Genomic DNA, 21,656 nt, shown 5'->3' with positions numbered 1-21,656 from the left:
GTTACTCCTCGTTGAAGCCCGAGGTGAACAGCGCCACCACGGCGGCCAGGGCCTCCACTTCCTCGGGCCCCTCCACCTGGACTTCCACCTGCTTGCCCTGGGCGGAGTCCAGCATCAGCAAGCCGATCACGCTGTCCGCGTCGGCCTCGACCCCCTCTTCGTTGCGCAGCAACACGTGGGCATCGAACCCCTGCACCAGCTCGAACAGCATCATGGCCGGTCTGGCATGCATGCCCAGTTTGTTTTTCACTTCCACCGAGGCTGAGACGGTCATCTGATCTTCCTATTGGTCCATCAAAATTGCGGCGCACTCTTGTCGAGGGTGCGGTGGCGGATCTGGACGTTCTTGCCCAGCAGGCGGAAAGCGCCGGCCAGCTGCTCGGCAATGAACACCGATCTGTGCTGGCCACCGGTGCAACCGATGCCGACTGTCACATAGCTGCGATTGTTGCGCTCCAGGTGAGGCAACCAGGTCGCCAGCATGTTCTCGATCTGCAGGATGAACTGCATCACGTCGGGCTGGCTGGAGAGGTAGCGTGCCACCGGCTCATCCTTGCCGGTGAAGGGCTTGAGTTCGGGGATCCAGTGCGGATTGGGCAGGAAGCGGGCGTCGAACACGAAGTCGGCATCCTTGGGAATACCGTACTTGAAGCCGAACGACTCGAACACCAGCACCAGCTCGTTCTCCTTCTTGCCGAGCACCCGGGTCTTGATGAGCTCGCTCAGGTCGTGAATGCTGAGGTTGGTGGTATCGATGCGCAGGTCGGCCGTCGAGGAGAGCGGCGCCAGCAGGTGGGTCTCTTCCCGAATCGCCTCGTCCAGCGACAACTGATTGCGTGACAAGGGGTGCAGCCGGCGGCTCTCGCCGTAGCGCTTGAGCAGGGTGGAGTTTTCCGCATCGAAGAAGAAGCTCGAGAACTCCACCCGCCCCTCGTTGCGAACCTGGGCCAACAGGGTTTCCAGCTTGTCTGGGCTCGCCGGCAGGTTGCGCACGTCGATGCTGACCGCCAGCTTGTCATACTGGCTCTCGACCGAGACGATCAGCTGGGGCAGCAGGTTGACCGGCAGGTTATCCACGCAGTAATAACCGAGATCCTCCAGCACACGCAGGGCAACTGTCTTGCCCGAGCCGGAGCGCCCACTCACCACTATTAATTGCATCTTGTTCCCTCACCGCTTGGCGTCATTGCAAGGGCCTGCATCTCAGGCCGATGTCATGATCTGATAGAGTTCTTCGTCGCTGGTTGCCTGGCGCAACTGGCGGCATACCGCCTTGTCGCCCAGTTTGGATGCCATCAGGGAAAGGGTCTTGAGGTGCTGCTTGCACTCGCTTTCCGGCACCAGCAGGGCGAACAGCAGGTCAACCGGTTGATTGTCGATGGAATCGAAGGGGATCGGCTCTGCGAAGGTCATCAGGATGGCGGTCGGCGGAAACTCGTCGCCGATCCGGCCGTGGGGAATGGCGATACCGGCACCGATCCCGGTACTGCCCATTTTTTCTCGCGCCAGCAGGCACTCGAAGAGCACCTGACGAGAGGTCCCCAGACGCTCAGCGGCTAACTCGCTGATGATCTCCAGGGCGCGTTTCTTGCTGGTACAAGGGACCGCACTTTTGGTGCAGTCCCGACTCAGTATGTGTTCAAGTTGCATGGTTATTTTTGATTTAACTTATCTTTGTGCTTGATGATCTGCCGATCCAGCTTGTCCAGCAGGGTATCAATCGCAGCGTACATGTCGGCATGCTGCGAATTGGCGAACACCTCACCCCCGCTGACATGCAGCTTGGCTTCGGCGATCTGGTTCAGTTTTTCTACGCTCAACACCACATGAACATTGTTGATGTGGTCAAAGTGACGCTCGAGTTTGGCAAATTTGTTGTTCACATAATCACGCAGAGCTTCGGTGATCTCGACATGGTGTCCGGTCAGGTTAATTTGCATAACGTCTTCCTTTTGTTTTGCCTAAACCAGGCGTTTGCGCTGATTGGATGGCGGGATCAACAAGGATTCACGGTACTTTGCGATCGTGCGTCTCGCCACCATAATACCCTGTTCGGCCAGCAAATCCGCGATCTTGCTATCACTTAGCGGCTTAGCGGGATTCTCCGCCGTGACCAGCTTCTTGATGAGCGCGCGAATTGCGGTCGATGAGCACTCTCCTCCTCCCTCCGTGTTGACATGACTGGAGAAAAAAAACTTCAGTTCGAAGATGCCGCGCGGCGTGTGCATGTACTTCTGGGTCGTGACCCGCGAGATGGTCGACTCGTGCATCTCCACCGCTTCGGCGATGTCGTTGAGCACCATGGGTTTCATGGCCTCTTCACCGTATTCAAAAAAGCCCTGCTGCTGCTCGACGATACAGCTGGCCACCTTGAGCAAGGTGTCGTTGCGGCTCTCCAGGCTCTTGATGAACCACTTGGCTTCCTGCAGGTGGGAGCGGATGAACTGGGTATCCTGGCTGGTGCGAGCCTGACGGGCCATGGCGGCATAGGTCTCGTTGACCCGGATGCGCGGGGCCGAGTCCGGATTGAGCTCGACCACCCACTTGTTGCCCTTCTTGACCACGGAAACATCCGGGATCACGTACTGGGATTCGCTCTGAATGACGCCGTTGCCGGGTCTCGGCTCCAGCTGCTGGATCAAATCCAGCACCTCCTTGAGGTCGCTCTCCTTGAGCCGGGTCTTGCGCGCCAGGGTGCGGTAGTCGCGATTGCCGAGCAAGTCCATGTGCTCGAGAATCACCTCCTTGGCCTCGTTGAGCCAAGGCAGGTCCGGGGAGTATTGGCCCAGCTGGATCAGCAGGCACTCCTGCACCGAGCGGGCGGCGATGCCGACCGGATCGAAATGTTGCACCCGCTTGAGCACCGCCTCCACTTCATCGAGCTCCACCTCGACATCCTCGCTGCTTACCGCAGTCTGGATATCTTCCAGCGACACCGTCAGGTAACCGGATTCGTCGATGGCGTCGATAATGGCGAGGGCGATGGCGGCATCCACGTCGCTGAATGGGGTCAGGCGCATCTGCCACAGCAGATAATCCTGCAGGTTTTCGGTGGTTTCGCCCTGATAGATGCTGTCTTCGCCGTCGTGGATCGGGCCCGCGCTCTGGGCCGTGCCAGCCGAGTAGACCTCTTCCCAGGTGGTATCTACCGGCAGTTCGTCCGGCATGTTGTCCTGGGACATGGCATCGCTGGAGTCGAGTTGGCTGGCATCGACCGGCTCTTCCGGGCTGGTCTCCTGCACATCATTTTCTTCTTGCTCCAGCAAGGGGTTGTTGTCGAGCGCTTGCTGAATTTCCTGCTGGAGTTCCAGAGTGGAGAGCTGGAGCAGACGAATCGCTTGTTGTAATTGCGGCGTCATGGTCAGGGACTGGCCGAGACGCAACTGTAATGTCGGCTTCATCTACGTCGGGATATCCTTATGTTCAGCGAGGCAGTCGTCACAGGAAATGAAGAGATGCCCCCTTACTATAGACTGAATTGATCGCCCAAATAGACGCGCTTGACCTGTTCGTCGGCCAGTATGTCGGCCGGTGCACCTTCGGCAATCATCTTGCCGTGGCTGACGATATAGGCCTTCTCACATACGTCCAGAGTCTCTCTGACGTTGTGGTCGGTGATCAAGACGCCCAGGCCTCTATCTTTGAGATGCTGGATGATCTTCTTGATGTCTATCACAGAAATGGGGTCGACCCCGGCAAAGGGTTCATCCAGCAGGATAAAACGCGGCTCGGCAGCCAGTGCCCTAGCGATCTCGACCCGGCGCCGCTCCCCGCCCGACAGGCTCTGCCCCAGGCTGTCACGGATATGGGTGATGTTGAACTCTTCCAGCAGTTGCTGGACCTTGTCCTCCCGCTCTTCGCGGCTCAACCCCTTGCGGGTCTGCATGACCCCCATCAGGTTGTCGAACACCGACAGGCGACGGAAGATGGAGGCCTCCTGCGGCAGATAGCCGATACCGTTGCGGGCACGGATATGCATGGGTTGCAGGCTGATGTCCTGATCATCGATGGTGATGAGGCCGGCATCGCTCTGCACCAGCCCCACAATCATGTAGAAGGAGGTGGTCTTGCCGGCGCCGTTCGGACCTAATAGCCCGACAATCTGGCCGGTCCCCACTTCCAGGCTCACATCGCTCACTACCATGCGGCGCTTGTAACTTTTTTGCAGGCCGGCTGCTTTCAACACTGCCATGGTTTATTTTCCCTGCTTCTTCTGATCGGCCGGCTTGTCGAAATTCTCTACCTGATCCGGCAGGAACACCGTCTTGACCCGCTGGTTCGGGGTCTTGCTCTCGGCAATCATCTTCTGTTTGACGATGTCGTAACGGATCAGGTCGCCATTGACCTGGCTGTCTTCCTGCTTGAGCTGACCGTTGCCGGTGATGGTCACCAAGCGGTTCTTCAGCTCATAGCGGATGCTGTTGCCATGGGCATTGACCGGCTTGCCGTTGTCCAGGATCTGGAAGAAGGTGGCAGGCTTGCCATAAGCCGTCATCACCTCGGCACCCTTCTCGCCGGAGCGGATCACCACCACCTTGTCCGCCTTGATCTTGATGGTGCCCTGAGTGATGGTCACATCCTGCTCGAAGGTGATGCGGTTGTCCTGCATCTCGGCCACCTGCTTGACCGCATCCACATAGACCTTCTCGGCAAAGTCGGACTCTTTGGCGCTCACGGTGCCGCACAGCAGCAGGGCCGCGAGGGCCAGATTAGCGTTTTTCATTGAAATAGATGGCATGGCCCTGATCCAGTAATTCAAAATATTTGCGTTCCAGATGACCCTTCAGGCCGACGCCCTCGGTCTGGAAATCCTTACCCACTATGCTGACCTGCTGATTGCTTCTCACGTTCTGGGTCACCAGATCCAGCTCCAGATAGGGGGTATCCAGCGTGGAGATGAAAGAGGTGGGCAGCAAGCCGTCCAGATGCACCTTGTCCCGCAGGATCACGTTGTCATCGGTGTTGAGCACGCCGGTGTCGGCAGTGACCTTCCACTCGGGCTCCCCCTGCTTGTCGAACATGTAGACCACCGGCTTGTCAAAGGTGGCCTGCTCGAGGATCTGGTAGTACTCCGCATAGCGGGACTCCAGCCGCTCGGTGCGACGCCCCTCGACATCGAAGCGGGTCGTCACCAGATTCTTGGCGGTGAAGTCCGGCTGATAATTCTCCACCTTGGTGGTCGGCTCCGGCGCCAGTTCGATGTCGCCGAGCTGCCAAGCGGCCAGCGCAACCAGGAACAGCAGGGCGAACAACAGGGTCTGTCTGCTCATACCGAGGCCTCTGGCTGATAGTCACCCAGCCCCTGGGCCTGCAAAATGAGATCGCACACCTCGCGCACCGCGCCAACACCGCCGGCCAGCCGGGTCACCATGTCAGCCCGCGCCAGCACCAGCGGATGGGCATCGGCCACGGCGATGCCGAGGCCACAGGCCTGCATCACCGGCAGATCGATGGTGTCATCGCCGATATAGGCCGCCTGCTCGGGGGTCAGTGCCAGCTTGGCCAGCAGCGCTTCGAAGTGGGGCAGCTTCTGATCTGCCCCCTGTACCAGGTGCTGCACCCCCAGGCTCTTCATCCGATCGCTGACGATGCGGGAGTTGCGCCCGGTGATGATGGCAATCTCGACCCCGGCGTTGAGCAGCGCTCGCATGCCGGCACCGTCGCGGGTACAGAAGGTCTTCAGCTCTTCGCCGTCATTTCCCATGTAGATGAGGCCATTGGAGAGCACCCCGTCCACATCGCACACCAGCAGGCGGATCTGCGCCGCCTTCTCAAACTGGCTGCGCGTCACCGGACCATAGAGGGTCGGTACGTTTTGCATCAAATTACTCCGGCTTTCAGCAGGTCATGCATGTTGAAGGCACCCAGCGGGCGCTTGTCGCCATCCACAACCAGTAATCCGTTGATCTTTCTGGTTTCCATCAGTTTGACGGCCTCGGCTGCCATCATCTCTGGTCCCACGGTAACACAGTTGACCGTCATCACGCGGCTGATCGGGGTGTGGTGGATATCCACCTGCAGGTCCAGAATGCGGCGCAGGTCGCCGTCGGTGAACAGACCGGCCAGACGGCCATCGGCATCGGCCACGGCCGTCATGCCAAGCCCCTTGCGGCTCACTTCCAGCAGTGCCTGGCTGATGGTGGCATCTATCCCCACCTGGGGCAACAGCTCACCGCTGTGCATCAGATCACCAACCCGCAGCAGCAGTCGCTTGCCAAGGGAACCGCCCGGATGAGAGAGGGCGAAATCATCGGCGGTAAAGCCACGGGCTTCCAGCAAGGCCACTGCCAGCGCATCGCCCATCACCAGGGTCGCGGTGGTACTGGAGGTGGGTGCCAGCCCCAGCGGGCAGGCTTCTTTCTCTACCTTAATGCACAGGTGCACGTTCGCTTCTTTCGCCATGGTGGAGGCCGGGTTGCCGGTCATGCAGATGAGCGGGATGCCGCGGCGCTTGAGCACCGGCAGCAAGGCCAGGATCTCGTCGCTCTCACCGGAGTTGGAGATGGCGATGATGAGATCGCCGCCGGAGATCATCCCCAGATCGCCGTGGCTGGCTTCACCCGGATGGAGGAAGAAGGCGGGAGTGCCGGTGCTGGCCAAGGTAGCCGCAATCTTGCTTCCGACATGACCTGACTTGCCCATGCCGGTGACCACTATCTTGCCACTGCAACGCAGTATCATCTCGCACGCCTGATCGAAGGCATCGTTCAGGTACTGGTAGAGTCCATCAATCGCTTGTTTCTCGATGTCCAGCACGGTACGGGCGCTGCGACGAAAATCGAACAGTTCAGACACTTTTTCAGACTTTACAGACATAAAGGCACAGCTCCGGGCTGAAATTTGCTGCGGGATTATAAAAAAGTCTGTCGAGATAAGCGAATCGGATACTTCCCGACCCGAAAAGAGAGACAATTGGTTACAAAAAACTGTCGCGCGTCTGGACAGGCAGGCTGTTCAATAGTTGTTCCTTGCTGTTGCTTAGACCTAGACTAGCCCATAAAATTCGCTCTTCATTTACACCGGATGGACAATTGTTTGAACGATGACCTGATCACCATCTCCGACCTGACCTTCAGTCACGGAGATCGGCTGTTATACGACGGGATAAACCTGACCATTCCCCGTGGCAAGGTCACTGCGGTCATGGGCCCCAGCGGCATCGGCAAGACCACCTTGCTGCGGTTGATCGGCGGCCAGCTCAAGCCCGAATCCGGTCATATCCTGTTTGACGGGGAAGATATCCCCACCCTCTCTCGCTCGCGCCTGTACGAGGTGCGCAAGCGGATGAGCATGCTGTTCCAGAGCGGCGCCCTGTTTACCGGCATGACTGTGTACGACAACGTGGCCTTCCCGCTGCGTGAGCACTCCGGCCTGCCCGAGGAGCTGATCCACACCATCGTCATGATGAAGCTGCAGGCGGTGGGCCTGCGCGGCGCGGCAAGACTGATGCCGTCCGAGCTCTCCGGCGGCATGGCCCGGCGCGCGGCGCTGGCCCGTTCCATCGCGCTGGATCCGGACCTCATCATGTATGACGAGCCGTTCGTCGGCCAGGATCCCATCACCATGGCGGTGCTGGTGAAGCTCATCAAGGATATGAACGATGCCCTCGGCATCACCTCCGTCATCGTCACCCATGACGTGAAAGAGGTGCTCAGCATTGCCGACTACGCCTATATCATCGCCAACCGCAAGGTGGTGGCGCACGGCACGCCGGCACAGCTGCGCGAGGAGCACAATCCCGAGGTCGAGCAGTTCCTGAAAGGATTGCCCGACGGTCCTGTTCCGTTTCATTTTCCGGCAGGCGACCTGCTACAGGATCTCTGATGTTGACAAGCCAGGTAAGCAAACTGGGGCGAAGCGGGGTGCGATTCATCAGCGCCATCGGCCGCGCCACCATCATGTTGTTTCACGCGTTGGCGGGCAAACCTGCGCCGCGCAAGCACTTCCCGCTGCTGGTGCAGCAGTTGTATGTGGTCGGGGTGCAGTCGGTCGCCATCATTCTGGTGTCGGGCCTGTTCATCGGCATGGTGCTCTCGTTGCAGGGCTACAACGTACTGAAGGACTTCGGTGCCGAGCAGAGTCTGGGGCCGCTGGTCTCCCTCTCTCTGCTGCGGGAGCTGGGCCCCGTGGTGACCGCGCTGCTGTTTGCCGGCCGCGCCGGCTCGGCCCTCACCGCCGAAATTGGCCTGATGAAGGCCACCGAACAGCTCTCCAGCCTGGAGATGATGGCGGTGGATCCGCTGCGCCGGGTCGTCGCGCCGCGCTTCTGGGCCGGGGTCATCAGCATGCCGCTGCTGGCCTTCATGTTCAGCCTGATCGGCATCTTTGGCGGCAAGCTGGTCGGTGTGGACTGGCTGGGGGTGGACGAAGGCAGCTTCTGGTCCGCCATGCAGGCCTCCGTCGACTGGCAGGATGACATCATGCAAGGGGCCATCAAGAGTCTGATCTTTGCTCTGGTGGTCACCTGGATTGCGCTCTTTAACGGTTATGATGCCAAGCCGACCTCGGCCGGGATCAGTCAGGCCACGACCCGTACCGTGGTCCACTCCTCCCTGGCCGTGCTCGGCCTGGATTTTATACTCACCGCAGTCATGTTTGGATAAGGTAAAGATGAAGTTCAGCAAAGTAGAATTCCTGGTTGGCGCTTTCATGCTGGCCGGCATCGGTGCCATTCTGGCGTTGGCACTGCAAGTGGCAGGTTTGAGTTTCAAACCGGAAGGAGAAACCTATACCCTGCGCGCCCATTTCGATAATATCGGCGGCCTGAAAGTACGCTCACCGGTCAAGGTGGGCGGCGTGGTGGTCGGTCGGGTCAGCGACATCACTCTGGACGCCAAGAGCCAGGTGCCGATCGTCTCTTTGCAGATGCAAAAGAGCGCCGGCGAGTTCTCCGAGACCAGTACCCTCTCCATCCTGACTTCGGGGCTGCTCGGCGAGCAGTACATAGGCCTGATGCCCGGCTTTACCGATGAGGAGATGGGCACCAGCATGCTCAAGGATGGCGACATGATTGAAGACACCAAATCCGCCATTGTGCTGGAAGACCTGATTGGAAAGTTCCTCTACAGCCAGTCTTCCGACACCAAATCAGACAGCAAGTAAGGAGTAACCATGTTCAAGAAGATCGCCCTGCTGCTGGGCCTGATGACCAGCATACTGTTTTCCCTGACCGCGCAAGCCACCGATGCCACCGATCCCTATGCCCTGGTGGATCAGGCGGCCAAGCAGACCTTCGCCCGCCTGAAGGCCGATCAGGCTCAGGTGAAGAGCAATCCGGATCACCTGCGGGTGATCATCCGCGAAGAGCTGCTGCCCTACGTGGACAACCGCTTCGCCGCCTACAAGGTGCTCGGCAACCAGATCAAGCAGACCACCCCGGCCCAGCGTGACGCCTTCGTCGAGGTGTTCACCGAGTACATGGTGAGCTCCTACGCCGACGCCCTGGCCCATTTCGACAAGCAGACCGTCAAGGTCGAGCCGGGCAAGGCCGCCGGTGACAGCAACATCACCGCGGTCAACGTCAGCGTGAAAGAGGCCGGCAAGCCGGACATCTTCCTCGAGTTCAAACTGCGCAAGAACAACAAGACCGGCGAATGGAAAGCCTTCGACATGGTCGCCGAAGGGATCAGCCTGCTCTCTGCCAAGCAGAACGAGCTGGGCGGCCTCATCCGCCAGAACGGCATCGATGCGGTGATCGCCCAGCTGCGCGCCCACAATGCCAAGCCGCTGGTGCTCAAGAAATGAGACTGAGCGGCGAGCTGCAGGCGACCCAGGTCGTTGAGTTGTGGCAACGGCGGGCCGACTGGTGGCAGGAAGACCAGATCGAGCTTAGCGATGTTAGCACCCTGGATTCGGCAGGGCTTGCCCTGCTGGTCAAATGGGCCAAAGCCGCATTGGCACGAGGCGCCACACCGCAACTGGTGGGCGCCTCCACTGATTTTTATACCCTGGCCAACCTCTACGGGGTGGCCGGATTGTTTCAGTCAACCCCGCTCACAACTGAGGACGCATAATGCAAGTCTCTGAAATTGAAGCGATACTCCTCGAGGCTCTGCCATTGTCCGAAGTCCATGTCAAAGGGGACGGCAGTCACTACCAAGTGATCGCCGTCGGCGACATGTTTGACGGCATGAGCCGGGTCAAGAAGCAACAGGCCATCTATGCCCCGCTGATGGACAAGATCGCCAGCAACGCCATTCACGCACTCTCCATCAAGGCTTTTACCGATGCCGAGTGGAAACGCGAACGTAAATTCCTACTGCCCTCCTGATTTGGTATCAAACGTAAATGGACAAATTCAAGATCGATGGTCGTTGTACTCTCAACGGCGAAGTGACCATCTCTGGCGCCAAGAACGCCGCTCTGCCGATCCTGTTCGCCACCCTGCTGTGTGATGAGGAGATCCACCTCTCCAACGTGCCGCGCCTGAAAGACGTGGGTACCACCATCAAGCTGCTGGAGATGCTGGGTGCCACCACCAAGGTGAACGGCAACGTCACCGTGCTGACCGGTGCGGTGAACAACCATGTCGCCCCCTATGAGCTGGTAAAGACCATGCGCGCCTCCATCCTGGCGCTGGGCCCGCTGGCCGCCCGTTTCGGCGCGGCTGACGTCTCCCTGCCCGGTGGCTGCGCCATCGGTGCCCGTCCGGTCAACCTGCACGTGCACGGTCTGGAGCTGATGGGCGCCAAGATTGCCATCGAGGATGGTTACATCAAGGCCCGTGTCGACGGCCGCCTGAAGGGTGCCCACATCCTGATGGACATGGTCTCCGTCACCGGTACCGAGAACCTGATGATGGCCGCCACCCTGGCTGACGGCCGCACCGTGATCGAAAACGCCGCGCGCGAGCCGGAAGTGGTCGACCTGGCCAACTTCCTCAATGCGCTGGGCGCCAAGATCCAGGGCGCGGGCACCGACACCCTGACCATCGACGGTGTCGAGCGTCTGCATGGCGGCAGCTACAGCGTCCAGCCCGACCGTATCGAAACCGGTACCTTCCTGGTGGGTGCAGCGGTCACCGGCGGCAAGATCACCTGCCGCAAGACAGACCCGACCCTGCTGGAAGCGGTACTGGTCAAGCTGGAAGAGGCTGGCGCCCTGATTGAGAAGGGTGAAGACTGGATCACCCTCGACATGACTGGCCGTACCCTCAAGCCGGTCACCATCAAAACCGCCCCCTACCCGGCCTTCCCGACTGACATGCAGGCCCAGTTCACCGTGCTGAACGCGGTGGCCAAGGGCACCGGCATGGTCACCGAGACCATCTTCGAGAACCGTTTCATGCACGTACCCGAGCTGGTGCGGATGGGCGCCGACATCGAACTGCAGGGCAATGTGGCCATCTGCCGCGACACCCAGCAGCTCAAGGGTGCCCAGGTGATGGCGACCGACCTGCGCGCCTCCGCCAGTCTGGTGCTGGCCGGCTTCGTCGCCGAAGGCTCCACCATCGTCGATCGCATCTACCACATCGACCGTGGCTACGAAGACATCGAGCACAAGCTGCAAGGCCTCGGCGGCCGCATCGAGCGCATCAAGGGCTGATTGCCGCCCCTGCGCACGCCGATACAAAAAGGCCCCTCGCACTGCGAGGGGCCTTTTTCATGGCTGCAATCCGCTGATGCCGGGATCAGTGGCCGGCCAGCTTCATACTCTCGACCAGCACCGAGCCGGTCTTGAGGCTGGAGCGCTCATCTTCGTCGCTGCCCACCGCCACGATATGGCTGAACATCTCGGCCAGATTGCCGGCGATGGTGATCTCTTCGACCGGATAGGCTATCTCGCCGTTCTCCACCCAGAAACCGGCAGCACCGCGGGAGTAGTCCCCATTGACGATATTGACCCCCTGCCCCATCAGTTCGGTCACCAGCAGGCCGGTGCCCATCTCCTTGAGCATGCCATTGAAATCCTGACCGGTGCTGGAAACCTGCCAGTTGTGGATGCCGCCGGCGTGGCCCGTGGTGGTGAGCCCCAGCTTGCGGGCCGAGTAGGAGGTAAGTAGCCAGCTCATCAGCTCGCCATTGCGCACTATGTCCATGTCGCGGGTCAGCACGCCTTCGCCATCGAACGGAGTACTGGCGAGCCCCCCCAACAGGTGGGGGAACTCCTGGATGGTGAGCCACTCGGGCAGGATCTGCTTGCCCAATTTGTCGAGCAGGAAGCTCGACTTGCGGTAGAGATTGCCACCGCTGATGGCCATCACCAGATGACCCCACAGACCGGCCGCCGTATCGGGATGGAACAGCACGGGAGCGTGGCGAGTGCTGATCTTGCGGGCCCCCAGACGAGAGAGGGTGCGCTCCACCGCCTCGTCGGCGATGCGCTGCGGGCTCCAGAGCCCGTCCAAGGTACGGCTGGAGGAGTAGCCGTAATCGCGCTGCATGTCGCCGTCCTGCTCGCCGATCAGCACGCAGCTCAGGGAGTTGCGCGATGCCGCGTAGCCTTTGACGAAGCCATGGCTGTTACCATACACCTTGATGCCGAGGTGACTGGAGAAACCGGCGCCGTCGGAGTGCTTGATGCGGGTATCGCGGCCCAGCGCCAGTCGTTCACATTCGATGGCCAGTTCGATGCCGCGCTGCGGATCCAGCTCGATCGGATGACACAGTTGCAGATCCGGGGCGTCCCAGGCCAGCAGCTCGGCATCAGCCAGACCGGCGCAAGCATCTGGCGAGGTGTGCCGGGCAATCTCCATGGCCGCTTCGACGGCGGCACGAATGGCTGACGGGCTCAGATCCGTGGTGGAGGAGGAACCCTTGCAGCCATCGCGATAGACGGCGATGCCGAGCGCCCCGTCCTTGTTGAATTCGATGCTTTCCAGTTCACAACCCCGGGTGTTCACCGACAACCCGGTCTGCTTGCTGATGGAGACTTCGGCAAGCCCGGCGCCCAGTCCCTTGGCAATCTCCAGGGCCTCGGCAACTACGGCTTCAAGATGGGCTTGATCCTGGCGGATTTGGTCTTGCTGATCCATAACTCACATCTGTATGAAGGAAGGAAAGGGGCTAAGCATATCAGACCCCTGCGCCCAGCGGGAGAAGCTGGTAACATATCCACCAAACGTGAATGACAGGAATCAAGAGACCGATGAGTCAATATCAAGACGACAACGAGTGGGAAGACTGGGGCCCCAGCAAAAGCCAGCTCAAGCGCGATGCCGAAGCCTTGCAGAAGATGGGGGAAGAGATCGTCTCCCTCAGCCACAGCGAGCTGGAGAAGATCCCGCTGGATGAAGAGCTGGCCGAAGCGGTCGAGCTGGGCCGCAAGCTCAAGCCGAAGAAGGACGAGTCTTTCCGTCGCCACCTGCAGTTCATCGGCCGGTTGATGCGCAGCCGCGATGTGGAGCCCATCGTCGAGGCGCTCTCCATCATCAAGAATCGCCACTCCACCGTGAACGCCCGCCTGCACCGGCTGGAGCAGTGGCGTGAGCGGCTGATCAATGAAGGCGACAGCGCCCTCAACGAGCTGATGTCCCAATTCCACGAACTGGACCGTCAGAAGCTGCGCCAGCTGATCCGCACCGCCAACAAGGAGCGGGAGCTGAACAAGCCGCCGGTGGCCTATCGCGAGATGTACCAGTATCTGCGCGGCGAGATCGAAGATCTGCTGTAAGTGATGACTCACCGTCGCCGACCGGCGATGAACAGTACGAAATAAAACGGGGCCAATATGGCCCCGTTTTCGTGTCGCTGCAACTGTCAGCTGCCCGCCATGCACTGGGTATGAGTGCCTGGCTGCAGATACGGCATCAGCAGCGGAGCCATCCCCTTGAGCACCTGCACCGGCAGGGCCGAGGTGAAGCGGAACTTGTCGGACTGGCTGCCCGGCACATAGGCCGTCAGGGTGCCGAAGTGATCCTCTCCCAGATAGAAGACGAAGGTGGCGGTCCGGTTGCGAGCCAGCGAGCTGGTCACGTTGCCGTAGCGGCCGACCGTTTCAATCCGGTTGTCGCCCGTCCCCGTCTTGCCTCCCATCTGCAGCACGGTACCGTCCGGCAGGGCGAAGGCACCGGCAATCCGTCTGGCCGTGCCCCCTTCCACCACCTTCGACAGCGCGTTGCGCAGCGCGGTGGCCACCTCGACCGGCAGCACCCGGGTCCCCTCGGTCTGCGCCGGTTGGAACTCGGTTTCGAACGGCGTGCCCTTGGCAAACGACAGATGCTCGATGCGCAGGGTCGGCGCACGAATACCGCCGTTCTGGATGATCCCCATCAGCTCGGCCAACGCAGCAGGGCGGTCGCCCGAGCTGCCCAGGGCCGTTGCCAGCGACGGCACCAGGTGATCGAACGGGTAGCCCAGTCTGGCCCAGCGTTGATGGATGTCGAGGAAGGCCTCGACCTCCAGCATGGTGCGGATCCGGCTGTCGCGGGCGCTGCGGTGGCGGGTCTTGAACAGCCAGCTGTAGACCTCCTGCCGCTCGTCCCGGCTCGCCTCGACGGCATCGGCGAAAGTCGCCTTGTCGAACTCCTTGAGATAGGAGAGCAGCCACAGCTCCAGCGGGTGCACCCGGGCGATATAGCCTTGATCCGGCAGCGAATACTTGCCGGGACCATAGCTGGTATAGAGCTGCTCGATACGACGATCGCTCAGCTTCTCCCGCGGCAGACGCTTCGCCAGGAAGGCAGCGAACGTCTCCTGCGACGCATCCGGCATCAGGTAACGGTGTACTGCGGCCAGGCGCACGGCGCTGGGCTTGAGACCATCCAGGAAGGTATCGAGCTGTTCATCCGCAGTCTTGCCACGGTATTTGCGCCAGAAGCGCAGCAGATAGGTCTGCCCCTCTTTATCCGCAAACTTGGCCAGATACTCGGTACGGCGCGGATCCTTGTCATCCTTGAGCAGCTGGGCACGGTTGCCCTCCCGGTAGAGGCTGTAGCGGACTATGTCACGCATCAGACGCACGAACGGCAGGTTGATGGATTCACGCAGCGCGTCGCGAATGGCCGGGATGCGGCCATTGTCCTCACGCCGGAAGTTGTTGAAGGTGTGCATGCCGCCGCCGGTGAAGAATCCCTCGTTCGGGCTGGCGGAGTATTTGCGATCGAGCGCCGCCTCCAGCATGGGTGGCAGGCTCTTGTCCTTGGCGGTCATCAGGTAGGATACGGCCCAGCGGCTGATGTTGTCCTGCTCCGATACCTCTATCTTACGCAGGCTCTCGGCCGACATGTCCGCGTAGTTGTCGTGCAGCTCGGAGACGATCTCCAGGTAGGTAGTCAACACCCGCAGCTTGGCAGTTGACCCCAGCTCCAGCTTGCTGCCCTCGTTGATGTCGAACGGCTGATCCGTGTTGTCGGTCTGCACCCGCACCTTGAAGCCCTGCGGGGATTTCTCGAACAGCGTGAAGCTGTACTTCACGTCTCCCGTCTTCTCCGGCGAGAGCAGGCGCTCACCAAACAGCCCTACCTGAGCTGCAAACGTCGGATCGGCCAGCTGCTGCAGGTAGCGAGAGACCTCATTTTGCAGCGGCATGTTGAGGCTGGTATCGGCCGTCAGATCGAGTCGGTCCAGATCATAGAGCTGCACCCCGAGCTGACGGCTCAGACGGGTGCGGGCAACTTGCAGGCCCTTGTTGTTGTTGACCTTGGTCACCGCCGGGGACTGCAAGAAATCACGGAACGAGATCTTGGCCTTCAGCGCGGCTTCCATCAGCGGCGGCGTGATCATCCCCTCCTGTACGAACAGCCGCAGATAGCTGTCGGTCAGGGTCGCCAGTGCATCACGCCCCTGCGCCAGATAGTAGGAGGGACGACGGTGAGCGATCATCAGCGAGACCACCTGGCGCAGCGCCAGGCCCTGCTCCGCCAGCGAGGCATCCTGGTTGCGCGCAGGATCCAGCAGCCGGTTTACCTCGTCCACATTGGCGCCAAACCATACCCAGAGACCATCCCCCAGGCCGTGCACCTCCCCATAGCCGGGAGCCGCAGAGAGCGGTACCGAGTTGAGGTAGGCCCAGGCGACCAGCTTGCGCGCCTCCAGCGTCTTGGGGCCCAACCGGTAGGCCCGCACACTGGCGGACGCCATCTGACGGATCTTCTCGGTGGGTGACAGCGTCAGGCCATCCGGCGAGTGGCGATACTTCTCGACCTGAGTCGCCAGCGTGCTGCCGCCGGCCGATTGATCCTGCATATCGAGCGCCTTGCCGACCTGCGACATGGCCGCCTTGGCAAAACGGGGCCAATCCACGGCCGGATTGGCCAGTGGCTGCTCATTGCTGAGCAAGTCGCGGTTCTCGATGAACAAGAGCGACTGGATCACCAGCGGCGGGATGGAGGCGAAATCCGGGTAATAGTGGGTCGGATACTTGAATTGATAGAAGGGTTCCGCCCGACAGTCATGCAGGGTCAGGCCGGCTTGCACCTTCTCGGTATAAGGCACGAAAAAGCCGCGACTGGCGTAGTCATACAAGGCGTCGGAGAAATGTACCTGCTCGCTGACCTGATAACCCCGTTGCAGCAAGCGCTCCTGCATCATGGGCAACAGCACATAACCGAGCCGCTTGTCGAAGGGACCGTCTTCGGGGAAGGCAATCTGCTTGCTGGGGCCCGGTTCGACCTGATAGGTCAGCTTGGCCGCATAGCGGGAGATCTCCTGCGATTGCAGGCGGGAAGTCTGCATCTCATAACCGACCAGAGCAATTACCGCAGCCAGGCACAGCAAAAAGAAAAAGCAGAACAACCAGCGCCACCAGGAACGACGCTTGCGCTTGTACTTGCCGTCCGCGCTTGGGACAGATGAATCCTGAGATGCCACTTTGTTCAAATCCGTCTGTTCTGATGCGCCCATATCAGCCCCACCATGGTTGCGCAATTTATTGTGTTTCACTCAAGCTTAGTCGTTTCAAGTCAATGGCTTGAAAACTATTGACCGCTTTGTAGTGATGGTAACAGGGCGATCATAAAAAGGGGAGCCGATTGTTGCAGCGCGGTGAGAGATCCGAGCTGATGACAGAAAGCAAAACACCGGCCTATGGCCGCAATGCTGTTCACTTAAGCGGAGCCGCATTGCGATTTACCGGAAAACGGGTCTTTGATATCTTCACCGCCCTGGGTCTCGATGGCCTGGGGCGTTTTTCTATGAACATGACGCCTATGCAGCCCCGCAACTCCGCCAACCTCCGTGGCGTATGGGCTGGCGATAACGCGCCCGCCATCACTGCCATCTGGTTCGCGATGAAATGACAGGCAAACTTAAAGCTCACCTCATTGGGCGCTCGCTGATGGGCTACGGCGGCCTGGCTGGCCTCCCGCCTGACCAGATTGTATCCAAGCAGCAATCCCCACAGCTCCTGATAGACCAAGTCCACTTTCTTGCTTCTCAGCGTGATGGCGTTGTGCTGCATCGCGCTTTTGATATCCCGGTATCCCAGCTCGATTTCCCAGCGCTCGTGGTACAGGGTCGCCACCTGAGCTGCGCTGAATCGCGCCACGGGCAGGGAGGTAAAGACCGTTTTCTCCTTGCCTGCCACCTCATAGGTCACTGCGCGAACTTGCCAGTGTGTCGGCAACGCCGGGTTTTTCTTGCGAGCCTGAGGCGAGACCGTCATTTGCAACAGACGGTCACCGTCGCCATAGCGCTCAAGTTCCGTGTATACCAGCCCCTTGCGTTCCGGGATGAGCCAGTGACGGTCGGTGTCTTCGGCCTGAATACGCAGCAACAGGTCGGCACCGAAGAAGCCTTTATCCAGCAGGGTCACTGACTTGTCCGGCAATGAGTGAATGAACTCGCTGGCCAGGGGGATTTCCCCTTTGCGGTACGGGCTGATGGCCGCGTTGGCAATGACATGCGAGCGGACATTCATGAGCGTGACCAACCGCAGCATCGGGTAGGGTGTCTGCCGGTTGGTTGAGGTGTTACCCGAGCCGAAATGTGCTCTGAGTTCAGGCATATCCTGGGTTCGGAACAGGGCCCCATCGATGGCAAAGACCTGTAAACCGTGCCAATGGTCTTCAGGATAACGTTCCCGCCCCCACACATCGGCGCACTGTTTGAACAGCCACTCGAGCGGCTGTTTGCCGAGTCGCTGACGGGCCTGAGACAGGGCACTGTCCGCGAGCAAGGCATCATTGGCCAACCCTTCTGCACAGATGTTGAGGCGCCGAGCGACCTCGGAGATAGGCTCATTGCGGAAAAAGGCCATCCCCACGACGAGCCACAAGACCATATCAGAAGGTAAGCGGCGTCGGCGGATAGTGGCCTTTTCAGACAAGGCGGCAGCGGCAGTAATCCATTCGTCGGGAATATGGTCGGCAAAAATGGCCAGCCGAGCCAGCATGTCGCCAGATGCCTCAACAACATCGTTCAGATCGTTTGCAATAGACATAAAAAAATCCGGAACCAGTGATTGGTTCCGGATTGTCCTACAGCAGAAGGATCGGTCAATGGATCCTTAACTGATCAGCATTGGGCCTATGGCCGGTGTTTTGAGAAGACAGTGAACAGGCTTATTTACTGGAACTCATCGCCTTGAGCTTGGTGCTCAGCTCTTTACGCTCTTTGGACAGCTCAGCATTCTTGATGATGTGGTCGTCCACACGCTCTTCATAATCAGCCCGCATGTTGGCGATGATGGCTTGCACCTCATCGATGCTCATACCCGGTTTGATGTAATCGCTCAGGTTGTCGAGCAGCAACACCCGCTTCTGGTTGTCACGGACCTTCTTCTCGTTGTCCGCAATTTCACGCTTGAGTTTGTTCTGACGACGGGACATACGCACATATTCCAGTACATCGCTGAAGGTGGACTTGTTTACTTGTTCCATATCGATACCACTGACGTAAGGTTGATAAAAGCAGGCCAAGTTGCATCCGTACTAAAGAAACCAGCATGAGAGAGTACGGGCCAACCCAAGATGCCTTTACTCTACCGAGTTATGAGGCAGATACAACCCTAATTGCAGGCCTGACACCGGGTTTCGGCACGAGAGAGTCGAGTGAACAACAGGGTGGAAAGCAGCACAGGCTCCCCATCTGAAGGGACATTCCAGGGGTGAGATAAGACGAATTTCAGGCAATAAAAAACCCCGCTCAGATGAGCGGGGTTTCTCGTGTTGGGTGCCTGGCAGTGTCCTACTCTCGCATGGCGAATGCCACACTACCATCGGCGCTACCGCGTTTCACTTCTGAGTTCGGCATGGGTTCAGGTGGTTCCACGGCGCTATGGCCGCCAGGCAAATTCTTCAATCTGTGAAAGCTGATGTAAGTAGTTTCGTATTTGTCACAAGGCTCGAAACACTTCTTGGGTGTTGTATGGTTAAGCCTCACGGGTAATTAGTATGGGTTAGCTCAACACGTCGCCGCGCTTACACACCCCACCTATCAACGTTGTGGTCTCCAACGGCCCTTTAGGACCCTCAAGGGGTCAGGGATGACTCATCTCAGGGCTCGCTTCCCGCTTAGATGCTTTCAGCGGTTATCGATTCCGAACTTAGCTACCGGGCAGTGCCACTGGCGTGACAACCCGAACACCAGAGGTTCGTTCACTCCGGTCCTCTCGTACTAGGAGCAACTCCCTTCAATCATCCAACGCCCACGGCAGATAGGGACCGAACTGTCTCACGACGTTCTGAACCCAGCTCGCGTACCACTTTAAATGGCGAACAGCCATACCCTTGGGACCGACTTCAGCCCCAGGATGTGATGAGCCGACATCGAGGTGCCAAACACCGCCGTCGATATGAACTCTTGGGCGGTATCAGCCTGTTATCCCCGGAGTACCTTTTATCCGTTGAGCGATGGCCCTTCCATTCAGAACCACCGGATCACTATGACCTACTTTCGTACCTGCTCGACCTGTCCGTCTCGCAGTTAAGCTGGCTTATGCCATTGCACTAACCTCCTGATGTCCGACCAGGATTAGCCAACCTTCGTGCTCCTCCGTTACTCTTTGGGAGGAGACCGCCCCAGTCAAACTACCCACCAGGCACTGTCCGCGACCCAGATTCATGGGCCTGCGTTAGAACATCAAACATACAAGGGTGGTATTTCAAGGACGGCTCCAGCGCAACTGGCGTCACGCCTTCAAAGCCTCCCACCTATCCTACACATGTAGGTTCAATGTTCAGTGCCAAGCTGTAGTAAAGGTTCACGGGGTCTTTCCGTCTAGCCGCGGGTACACCGCATCTTCACGGCGAATTCGATTTCACTGAGTCTCGGGTGGAGACAGCATGGCCATGGTTACACCATTCGTGCAGGTCGGAACTTACCCGACAAGGAATTTCGCTACCTTAGGACCGTTATAGTTACGGCCGCCGTTTACCGGGGCTTCGATCAAGAGCTTCGCTTGCGCTAACCCCATCAATTAACCTTCCGGCACCGGGCAGGTGTCACACCCTATACGTCCACTTTCGTGTTTGCAGAGTGCTGTGTTTTTGATAAACAGTCCCAGCCATCTGGTCACTGCGACTCCCAACTGCTCCATCCGCAAGGGACTTCACTGTCAAGAGCGAACCTTCTCCCGAAGTTACGGTTCTATTTTGCCTAGTTCCTTCACCCGAGTTCTCTCAAGCGCCTTGGTATTCTCTACCCGACCACCTGTGTCGGTTTGGGGTACGATGACTTGTAATCTGAAGCTTAGAGGCTTTTCCTGGAAGCAGGGCATCAATGGCTTCCGCACCGTAGTGCGTTCGTCTCGTGTCTCAGTGTTGTGTCTCCGGATTTGCCTAGAAACACCACCTACGCACTTTCACCAGGACAACCGTCGCCTGGCCCACCTAGCCTTCTCCGTCCCCCCATCGCAATTACAAGTCGTGCAGGAATATTAACCTGCTTCCCATCGACTACGCCTTTCGGCCTCGCCTTAGGGGTCGACTCACCCTGCCCCGATTAACGTTGGACAGGAACCCTTGGTCTTCCGGCGAGGAGGCTTTTCACCCCCTTTATCGTTACTTACGTCAGCATTCGCACTTCTGATATCTCCAGCATGCCTCTCGACACACCTTCGCAGACTTACAGAACGCTCCCCTACCACTCACGCTTAGCGTGAATCCGCGGCTTCGGTGCCTGGTTTGAGCCCCGTTACATCTTCCGCGCAGGCCGACTCGACTAGTGAGCTATTACGCTTTCTTTAAATGATGGCTGCTTCTAAGCCAACATCCTAGCTGTCTGAGCCTTCCCACATCGTTTCCCACTTAACCAGAACTTTGGGACCTTAGCCGGCGGTCTGGGTTGTTTCCCTCTTCACGACGGACGTTAGCACCCGCCGTGTGTCTCCCGGATATTACTTACTGGTATTCGGAGTTTGCATGGGGTTGGTAAGTCGGGATGACCCCCTAGCCCAAACAGTGCTCTACCCCCAGTAGTATTCGTCCGAGGCGCTACCTAAATAGCTTTCGGGGAGAACCAGCTATCTCCGAGTTTGATTGGCCTTTCACCCCCAGCCACAGGTCATCCCCTAACTTTGCAACGTTAGTGGGTTCGGTCCTCCAGTTGATGTTACTCAACCTTCAACCTGCCCATGGCTAGATCACCCGGTTTCGGGTCTACACCTTGCAACTAGACGCCCAGTTAAGACTCGGTTTCCCTACGGCTCCCCTATACGGTTAACCTCGCTACAAAATGTAAGTCGCTGACCCATTATACAAAAGGTACGCAGTCACCCCGAAGGGCTCCCACTGCTTGTACGTACACGGTTTCAGGTTCTATTTCACTCCCCTCACAGGG

22 protein-coding genes and 2 rRNA genes (1 of these 24 cut by a window edge) are annotated in these 21,656 nt (G+C 59.0%); 8 read left to right on the top strand and 16 right to left on the bottom strand.

What is annotated here, in order from left to right:
• Nucleotide 1: 1 nt before the first annotated feature.
• The 10 genes from npr to ACPW75_RS23085 form a co-directional block, all read right to left on the bottom strand.
• A complete protein-coding gene (npr, locus tag ACPW75_RS23130) occupies nucleotides 2-274 on the bottom strand; it encodes a PTS phosphocarrier protein NPr (protein ID WP_005305943.1) in 273 nt (90 codons plus the stop codon).
• Between the two features lie 20 nt (nucleotides 275-294).
• Nucleotides 295-1,161, bottom strand: coding sequence for an RNase adapter RapZ (gene rapZ / locus ACPW75_RS23125; protein WP_011707611.1), 867 nt, complete (start codon nucleotides 1,159-1,161; stop codon nucleotides 295-297).
• Between the two features lie 42 nt (nucleotides 1,162-1,203).
• Entirely contained in the window at nucleotides 1,204-1,650 is a 447-nt protein-coding gene (gene ptsN / locus ACPW75_RS23120) for a PTS IIA-like nitrogen regulatory protein PtsN (protein WP_005305951.1), read from the bottom strand.
• A 2-nt stretch (nucleotides 1,651-1,652) separates the two neighbouring features.
• Nucleotides 1,653-1,940 carry a ribosome hibernation promoting factor gene (hpf, locus tag ACPW75_RS23115; RefSeq protein WP_005305957.1) on the bottom strand — a complete coding sequence of 96 codons (288 nt, stop codon included), beginning with the start codon at nucleotides 1,938-1,940 and terminating at the stop codon, nucleotides 1,653-1,655.
• 21 nt (nucleotides 1,941-1,961) lie between these two features.
• On the bottom strand, nucleotides 1,962-3,401 hold the full coding sequence (locus ACPW75_RS23110) for an RNA polymerase factor sigma-54 (protein WP_011707612.1): 1,440 nt from the start codon (nucleotides 3,399-3,401) through the stop codon (nucleotides 1,962-1,964).
• 65 nt (nucleotides 3,402-3,466) lie between these two features.
• Nucleotides 3,467-4,192 carry an LPS export ABC transporter ATP-binding protein gene (lptB, locus tag ACPW75_RS23105; protein WP_011707613.1) on the bottom strand — a complete coding sequence of 242 codons (726 nt, stop codon included), beginning with the start codon at nucleotides 4,190-4,192 and terminating at the stop codon, nucleotides 3,467-3,469.
• 3 nt (nucleotides 4,193-4,195) lie between these two features.
• A complete protein-coding gene (lptA, locus tag ACPW75_RS23100; protein ID WP_016352198.1) occupies nucleotides 4,196-4,723 on the bottom strand; it encodes a lipopolysaccharide transport periplasmic protein LptA in 528 nt (175 codons plus the stop codon).
• Nucleotides 4,710-5,270, bottom strand: coding sequence for an LPS export ABC transporter periplasmic protein LptC (lptC, locus tag ACPW75_RS23095; RefSeq protein WP_016352199.1), 561 nt, complete (start codon nucleotides 5,268-5,270; stop codon nucleotides 4,710-4,712). Before lptC ends, lptA begins: the two co-directional genes overlap by 14 nt.
• On the bottom strand, nucleotides 5,267-5,821 hold the full coding sequence (gene kdsC / locus ACPW75_RS23090) for a 3-deoxy-manno-octulosonate-8-phosphatase KdsC (RefSeq protein ID WP_077095257.1): 555 nt from the start codon (nucleotides 5,819-5,821) through the stop codon (nucleotides 5,267-5,269). Before kdsC ends, lptC begins: the two co-directional genes overlap by 4 nt.
• Nucleotides 5,821-6,816, bottom strand: coding sequence for a KpsF/GutQ family sugar-phosphate isomerase (locus ACPW75_RS23085; protein ID WP_017409369.1), 996 nt, complete (start codon nucleotides 6,814-6,816; stop codon nucleotides 5,821-5,823). Before ACPW75_RS23085 ends, kdsC begins: the two co-directional genes overlap by 1 nt.
• A gap of 207 nt (nucleotides 6,817-7,023) precedes the next feature.
• Between ACPW75_RS23085 and mlaF the strand changes: the two genes are divergently transcribed.
• The 7 genes from mlaF to murA are packed head-to-tail and all read left to right on the top strand — an operon-like array spanning nucleotide 7,024 to nucleotide 11,544.
• The gene (mlaF, locus tag ACPW75_RS23080) at nucleotides 7,024-7,824 is read left to right on the top strand and encodes a phospholipid ABC transporter ATP-binding protein MlaF (protein ID WP_011707618.1); all 801 of its coding nucleotides are present in this window, start codon (nucleotides 7,024-7,026) and stop codon (nucleotides 7,822-7,824) included.
• Nucleotides 7,824-8,603: a lipid asymmetry maintenance ABC transporter permease subunit MlaE gene (gene mlaE / locus ACPW75_RS23075; RefSeq protein WP_011707619.1), complete on the top strand. Its 780-nt coding sequence runs from the start codon at nucleotides 7,824-7,826 to the stop codon at nucleotides 8,601-8,603. Before mlaF ends, mlaE begins: the two co-directional genes overlap by 1 nt.
• Before the next feature lie 7 nt (nucleotides 8,604-8,610).
• The gene (gene mlaD, locus ACPW75_RS23070; RefSeq protein ID WP_011707620.1) at nucleotides 8,611-9,102 is read left to right on the top strand and encodes an outer membrane lipid asymmetry maintenance protein MlaD; all 492 of its coding nucleotides are present in this window, start codon (nucleotides 8,611-8,613) and stop codon (nucleotides 9,100-9,102) included.
• Between the two features lie 9 nt (nucleotides 9,103-9,111).
• Nucleotides 9,112-9,744: a phospholipid-binding protein MlaC gene (mlaC, locus tag ACPW75_RS23065; RefSeq protein WP_043160671.1), complete on the top strand. Its 633-nt coding sequence runs from the start codon at nucleotides 9,112-9,114 to the stop codon at nucleotides 9,742-9,744.
• The gene (locus ACPW75_RS23060) at nucleotides 9,741-10,013 is read left to right on the top strand and encodes an STAS domain-containing protein (protein ID WP_077095258.1); all 273 of its coding nucleotides are present in this window, start codon (nucleotides 9,741-9,743) and stop codon (nucleotides 10,011-10,013) included. The genes mlaC and ACPW75_RS23060 overlap by 4 nt, the downstream gene beginning before the upstream one ends.
• The gene (gene ibaG / locus ACPW75_RS23055) at nucleotides 10,013-10,270 is read left to right on the top strand and encodes a BolA family iron metabolism protein IbaG (protein ID WP_005306001.1); all 258 of its coding nucleotides are present in this window, start codon (nucleotides 10,013-10,015) and stop codon (nucleotides 10,268-10,270) included. Before ACPW75_RS23060 ends, ibaG begins: the two co-directional genes overlap by 1 nt.
• 17 nt (nucleotides 10,271-10,287) lie before the next feature.
• Complete coding sequence (gene murA / locus ACPW75_RS23050) at nucleotides 10,288-11,544, top strand: UDP-N-acetylglucosamine 1-carboxyvinyltransferase (RefSeq protein ID WP_011707623.1); 1,257 nt, start codon at nucleotides 10,288-10,290, stop codon at nucleotides 11,542-11,544.
• A gap of 85 nt (nucleotides 11,545-11,629) precedes the next feature.
• Here murA and pmbA read toward each other — a convergent pair whose 3' ends face one another.
• Entirely contained in the window at nucleotides 11,630-12,973 is a 1,344-nt protein-coding gene (gene pmbA / locus ACPW75_RS23045; RefSeq protein ID WP_011707624.1) for a metalloprotease PmbA, read from the bottom strand.
• A gap of 113 nt (nucleotides 12,974-13,086) precedes the next feature.
• Here pmbA and yjgA point away from each other — a divergent pair, with 113 nt between their 5' ends.
• The gene (gene yjgA / locus ACPW75_RS23040; RefSeq protein WP_010635921.1) at nucleotides 13,087-13,611 is read left to right on the top strand and encodes a ribosome biogenesis factor YjgA; all 525 of its coding nucleotides are present in this window, start codon (nucleotides 13,087-13,089) and stop codon (nucleotides 13,609-13,611) included.
• A gap of 86 nt (nucleotides 13,612-13,697) precedes the next feature.
• Here yjgA and ACPW75_RS23035 read toward each other — a convergent pair whose 3' ends face one another.
• The 5 genes from ACPW75_RS23035 to ACPW75_RS23015 form a co-directional block, all read right to left on the bottom strand.
• Nucleotides 13,698-16,781: a transglycosylase domain-containing protein gene (locus ACPW75_RS23035; RefSeq protein WP_011707626.1), complete on the bottom strand. Its 3,084-nt coding sequence runs from the start codon at nucleotides 16,779-16,781 to the stop codon at nucleotides 13,698-13,700.
• 199 nt (nucleotides 16,782-16,980) lie between these two features.
• A complete protein-coding gene (locus ACPW75_RS23030) occupies nucleotides 16,981-18,318 on the bottom strand; it encodes an IS4-like element ISAeme15 family transposase (RefSeq protein ID WP_024945976.1) in 1,338 nt (445 codons plus the stop codon).
• Between the two features lie 121 nt (nucleotides 18,319-18,439).
• Nucleotides 18,440-18,757: a PTS system regulator TmaR gene (tmaR, locus tag ACPW75_RS23025; protein ID WP_016352207.1), complete on the bottom strand. Its 318-nt coding sequence runs from the start codon at nucleotides 18,755-18,757 to the stop codon at nucleotides 18,440-18,442.
• A 294-nt stretch (nucleotides 18,758-19,051) separates the two neighbouring features.
• Nucleotides 19,052-19,166, bottom strand: a 5S ribosomal RNA gene (gene rrf, locus ACPW75_RS23020).
• A 78-nt stretch (nucleotides 19,167-19,244) separates the two neighbouring features.
• Nucleotides 19,245-21,656: ribosomal RNA gene (locus ACPW75_RS23015) — 23S ribosomal RNA — on the bottom strand (it continues 477 nt past the right edge of the window).

The organism is Aeromonas sp. FL131 (assembly GCF_049860615.1).
GTDB lineage: Bacteria > Pseudomonadota > Gammaproteobacteria > Enterobacterales > Aeromonadaceae > Aeromonas > Aeromonas hydrophila.
Note: the sequence above shows the minus strand (reverse complement) of the source record. Positions and strands in the feature narration are given on the sequence as shown.

Bases quoted from the DNA above. Each gene is read 5' to 3' on its own strand.
- npr (WP_005305943.1), bottom strand. From the start codon at position 274: ATGACCGTCTCAGCCTCGGTGGAAGTGAAAAACAAACTGGGCATGCAT.
- rapZ (WP_011707611.1), bottom strand. From the start codon at position 1,161: ATGCAATTAATAGTGGTGAGTGGGCGCTCCGGCTCGGGCAAGACAGTT.
- ptsN (WP_005305951.1), bottom strand. From the start codon at position 1,650: ATGCAACTTGAACACATACTGAGTCGGGACTGCACCAAAAGTGCGGTC.
- hpf (WP_005305957.1), bottom strand. From the start codon at position 1,940: ATGCAAATTAACCTGACCGGACACCATGTCGAGATCACCGAAGCTCTG.
- ACPW75_RS23110 (WP_011707612.1), bottom strand. From the start codon at position 3,401: ATGAAGCCGACATTACAGTTGCGTCTCGGCCAGTCCCTGACCATGACG.
- lptB (WP_011707613.1), bottom strand. From the start codon at position 4,192: ATGGCAGTGTTGAAAGCAGCCGGCCTGCAAAAAAGTTACAAGCGCCGC.
- lptA (WP_016352198.1), bottom strand. From the start codon at position 4,723: ATGAAAAACGCTAATCTGGCCCTCGCGGCCCTGCTGCTGTGCGGCACC.
- lptC (WP_016352199.1), bottom strand. From the start codon at position 5,270: ATGAGCAGACAGACCCTGTTGTTCGCCCTGCTGTTCCTGGTTGCGCTG.
- kdsC (WP_077095257.1), bottom strand. From the start codon at position 5,821: ATGCAAAACGTACCGACCCTCTATGGTCCGGTGACGCGCAGCCAGTTT.
- ACPW75_RS23085 (WP_017409369.1), bottom strand. From the start codon at position 6,816: ATGTCTGTAAAGTCTGAAAAAGTGTCTGAACTGTTCGATTTTCGTCGC.
- mlaF (WP_011707618.1), top strand. From the start codon at position 7,024: ATGGACAATTGTTTGAACGATGACCTGATCACCATCTCCGACCTGACC.
- mlaE (WP_011707619.1), top strand. From the start codon at position 7,824: ATGTTGACAAGCCAGGTAAGCAAACTGGGGCGAAGCGGGGTGCGATTC.
- mlaD (WP_011707620.1), top strand. From the start codon at position 8,611: ATGAAGTTCAGCAAAGTAGAATTCCTGGTTGGCGCTTTCATGCTGGCC.
- mlaC (WP_043160671.1), top strand. From the start codon at position 9,112: ATGTTCAAGAAGATCGCCCTGCTGCTGGGCCTGATGACCAGCATACTG.
- ACPW75_RS23060 (WP_077095258.1), top strand. From the start codon at position 9,741: ATGAGACTGAGCGGCGAGCTGCAGGCGACCCAGGTCGTTGAGTTGTGG.
- ibaG (WP_005306001.1), top strand. From the start codon at position 10,013: ATGCAAGTCTCTGAAATTGAAGCGATACTCCTCGAGGCTCTGCCATTG.
- murA (WP_011707623.1), top strand. From the start codon at position 10,288: ATGGACAAATTCAAGATCGATGGTCGTTGTACTCTCAACGGCGAAGTG.
- pmbA (WP_011707624.1), bottom strand. From the start codon at position 12,973: ATGGATCAGCAAGACCAAATCCGCCAGGATCAAGCCCATCTTGAAGCC.
- yjgA (WP_010635921.1), top strand. From the start codon at position 13,087: ATGAGTCAATATCAAGACGACAACGAGTGGGAAGACTGGGGCCCCAGC.
- ACPW75_RS23035 (WP_011707626.1), bottom strand. From the start codon at position 16,781: ATGGGCGCATCAGAACAGACGGATTTGAACAAAGTGGCATCTCAGGAT.
- ACPW75_RS23030 (WP_024945976.1), bottom strand. From the start codon at position 18,318: ATGTCTATTGCAAACGATCTGAACGATGTTGTTGAGGCATCTGGCGAC.
- tmaR (WP_016352207.1), bottom strand. From the start codon at position 18,757: ATGGAACAAGTAAACAAGTCCACCTTCAGCGATGTACTGGAATATGTG.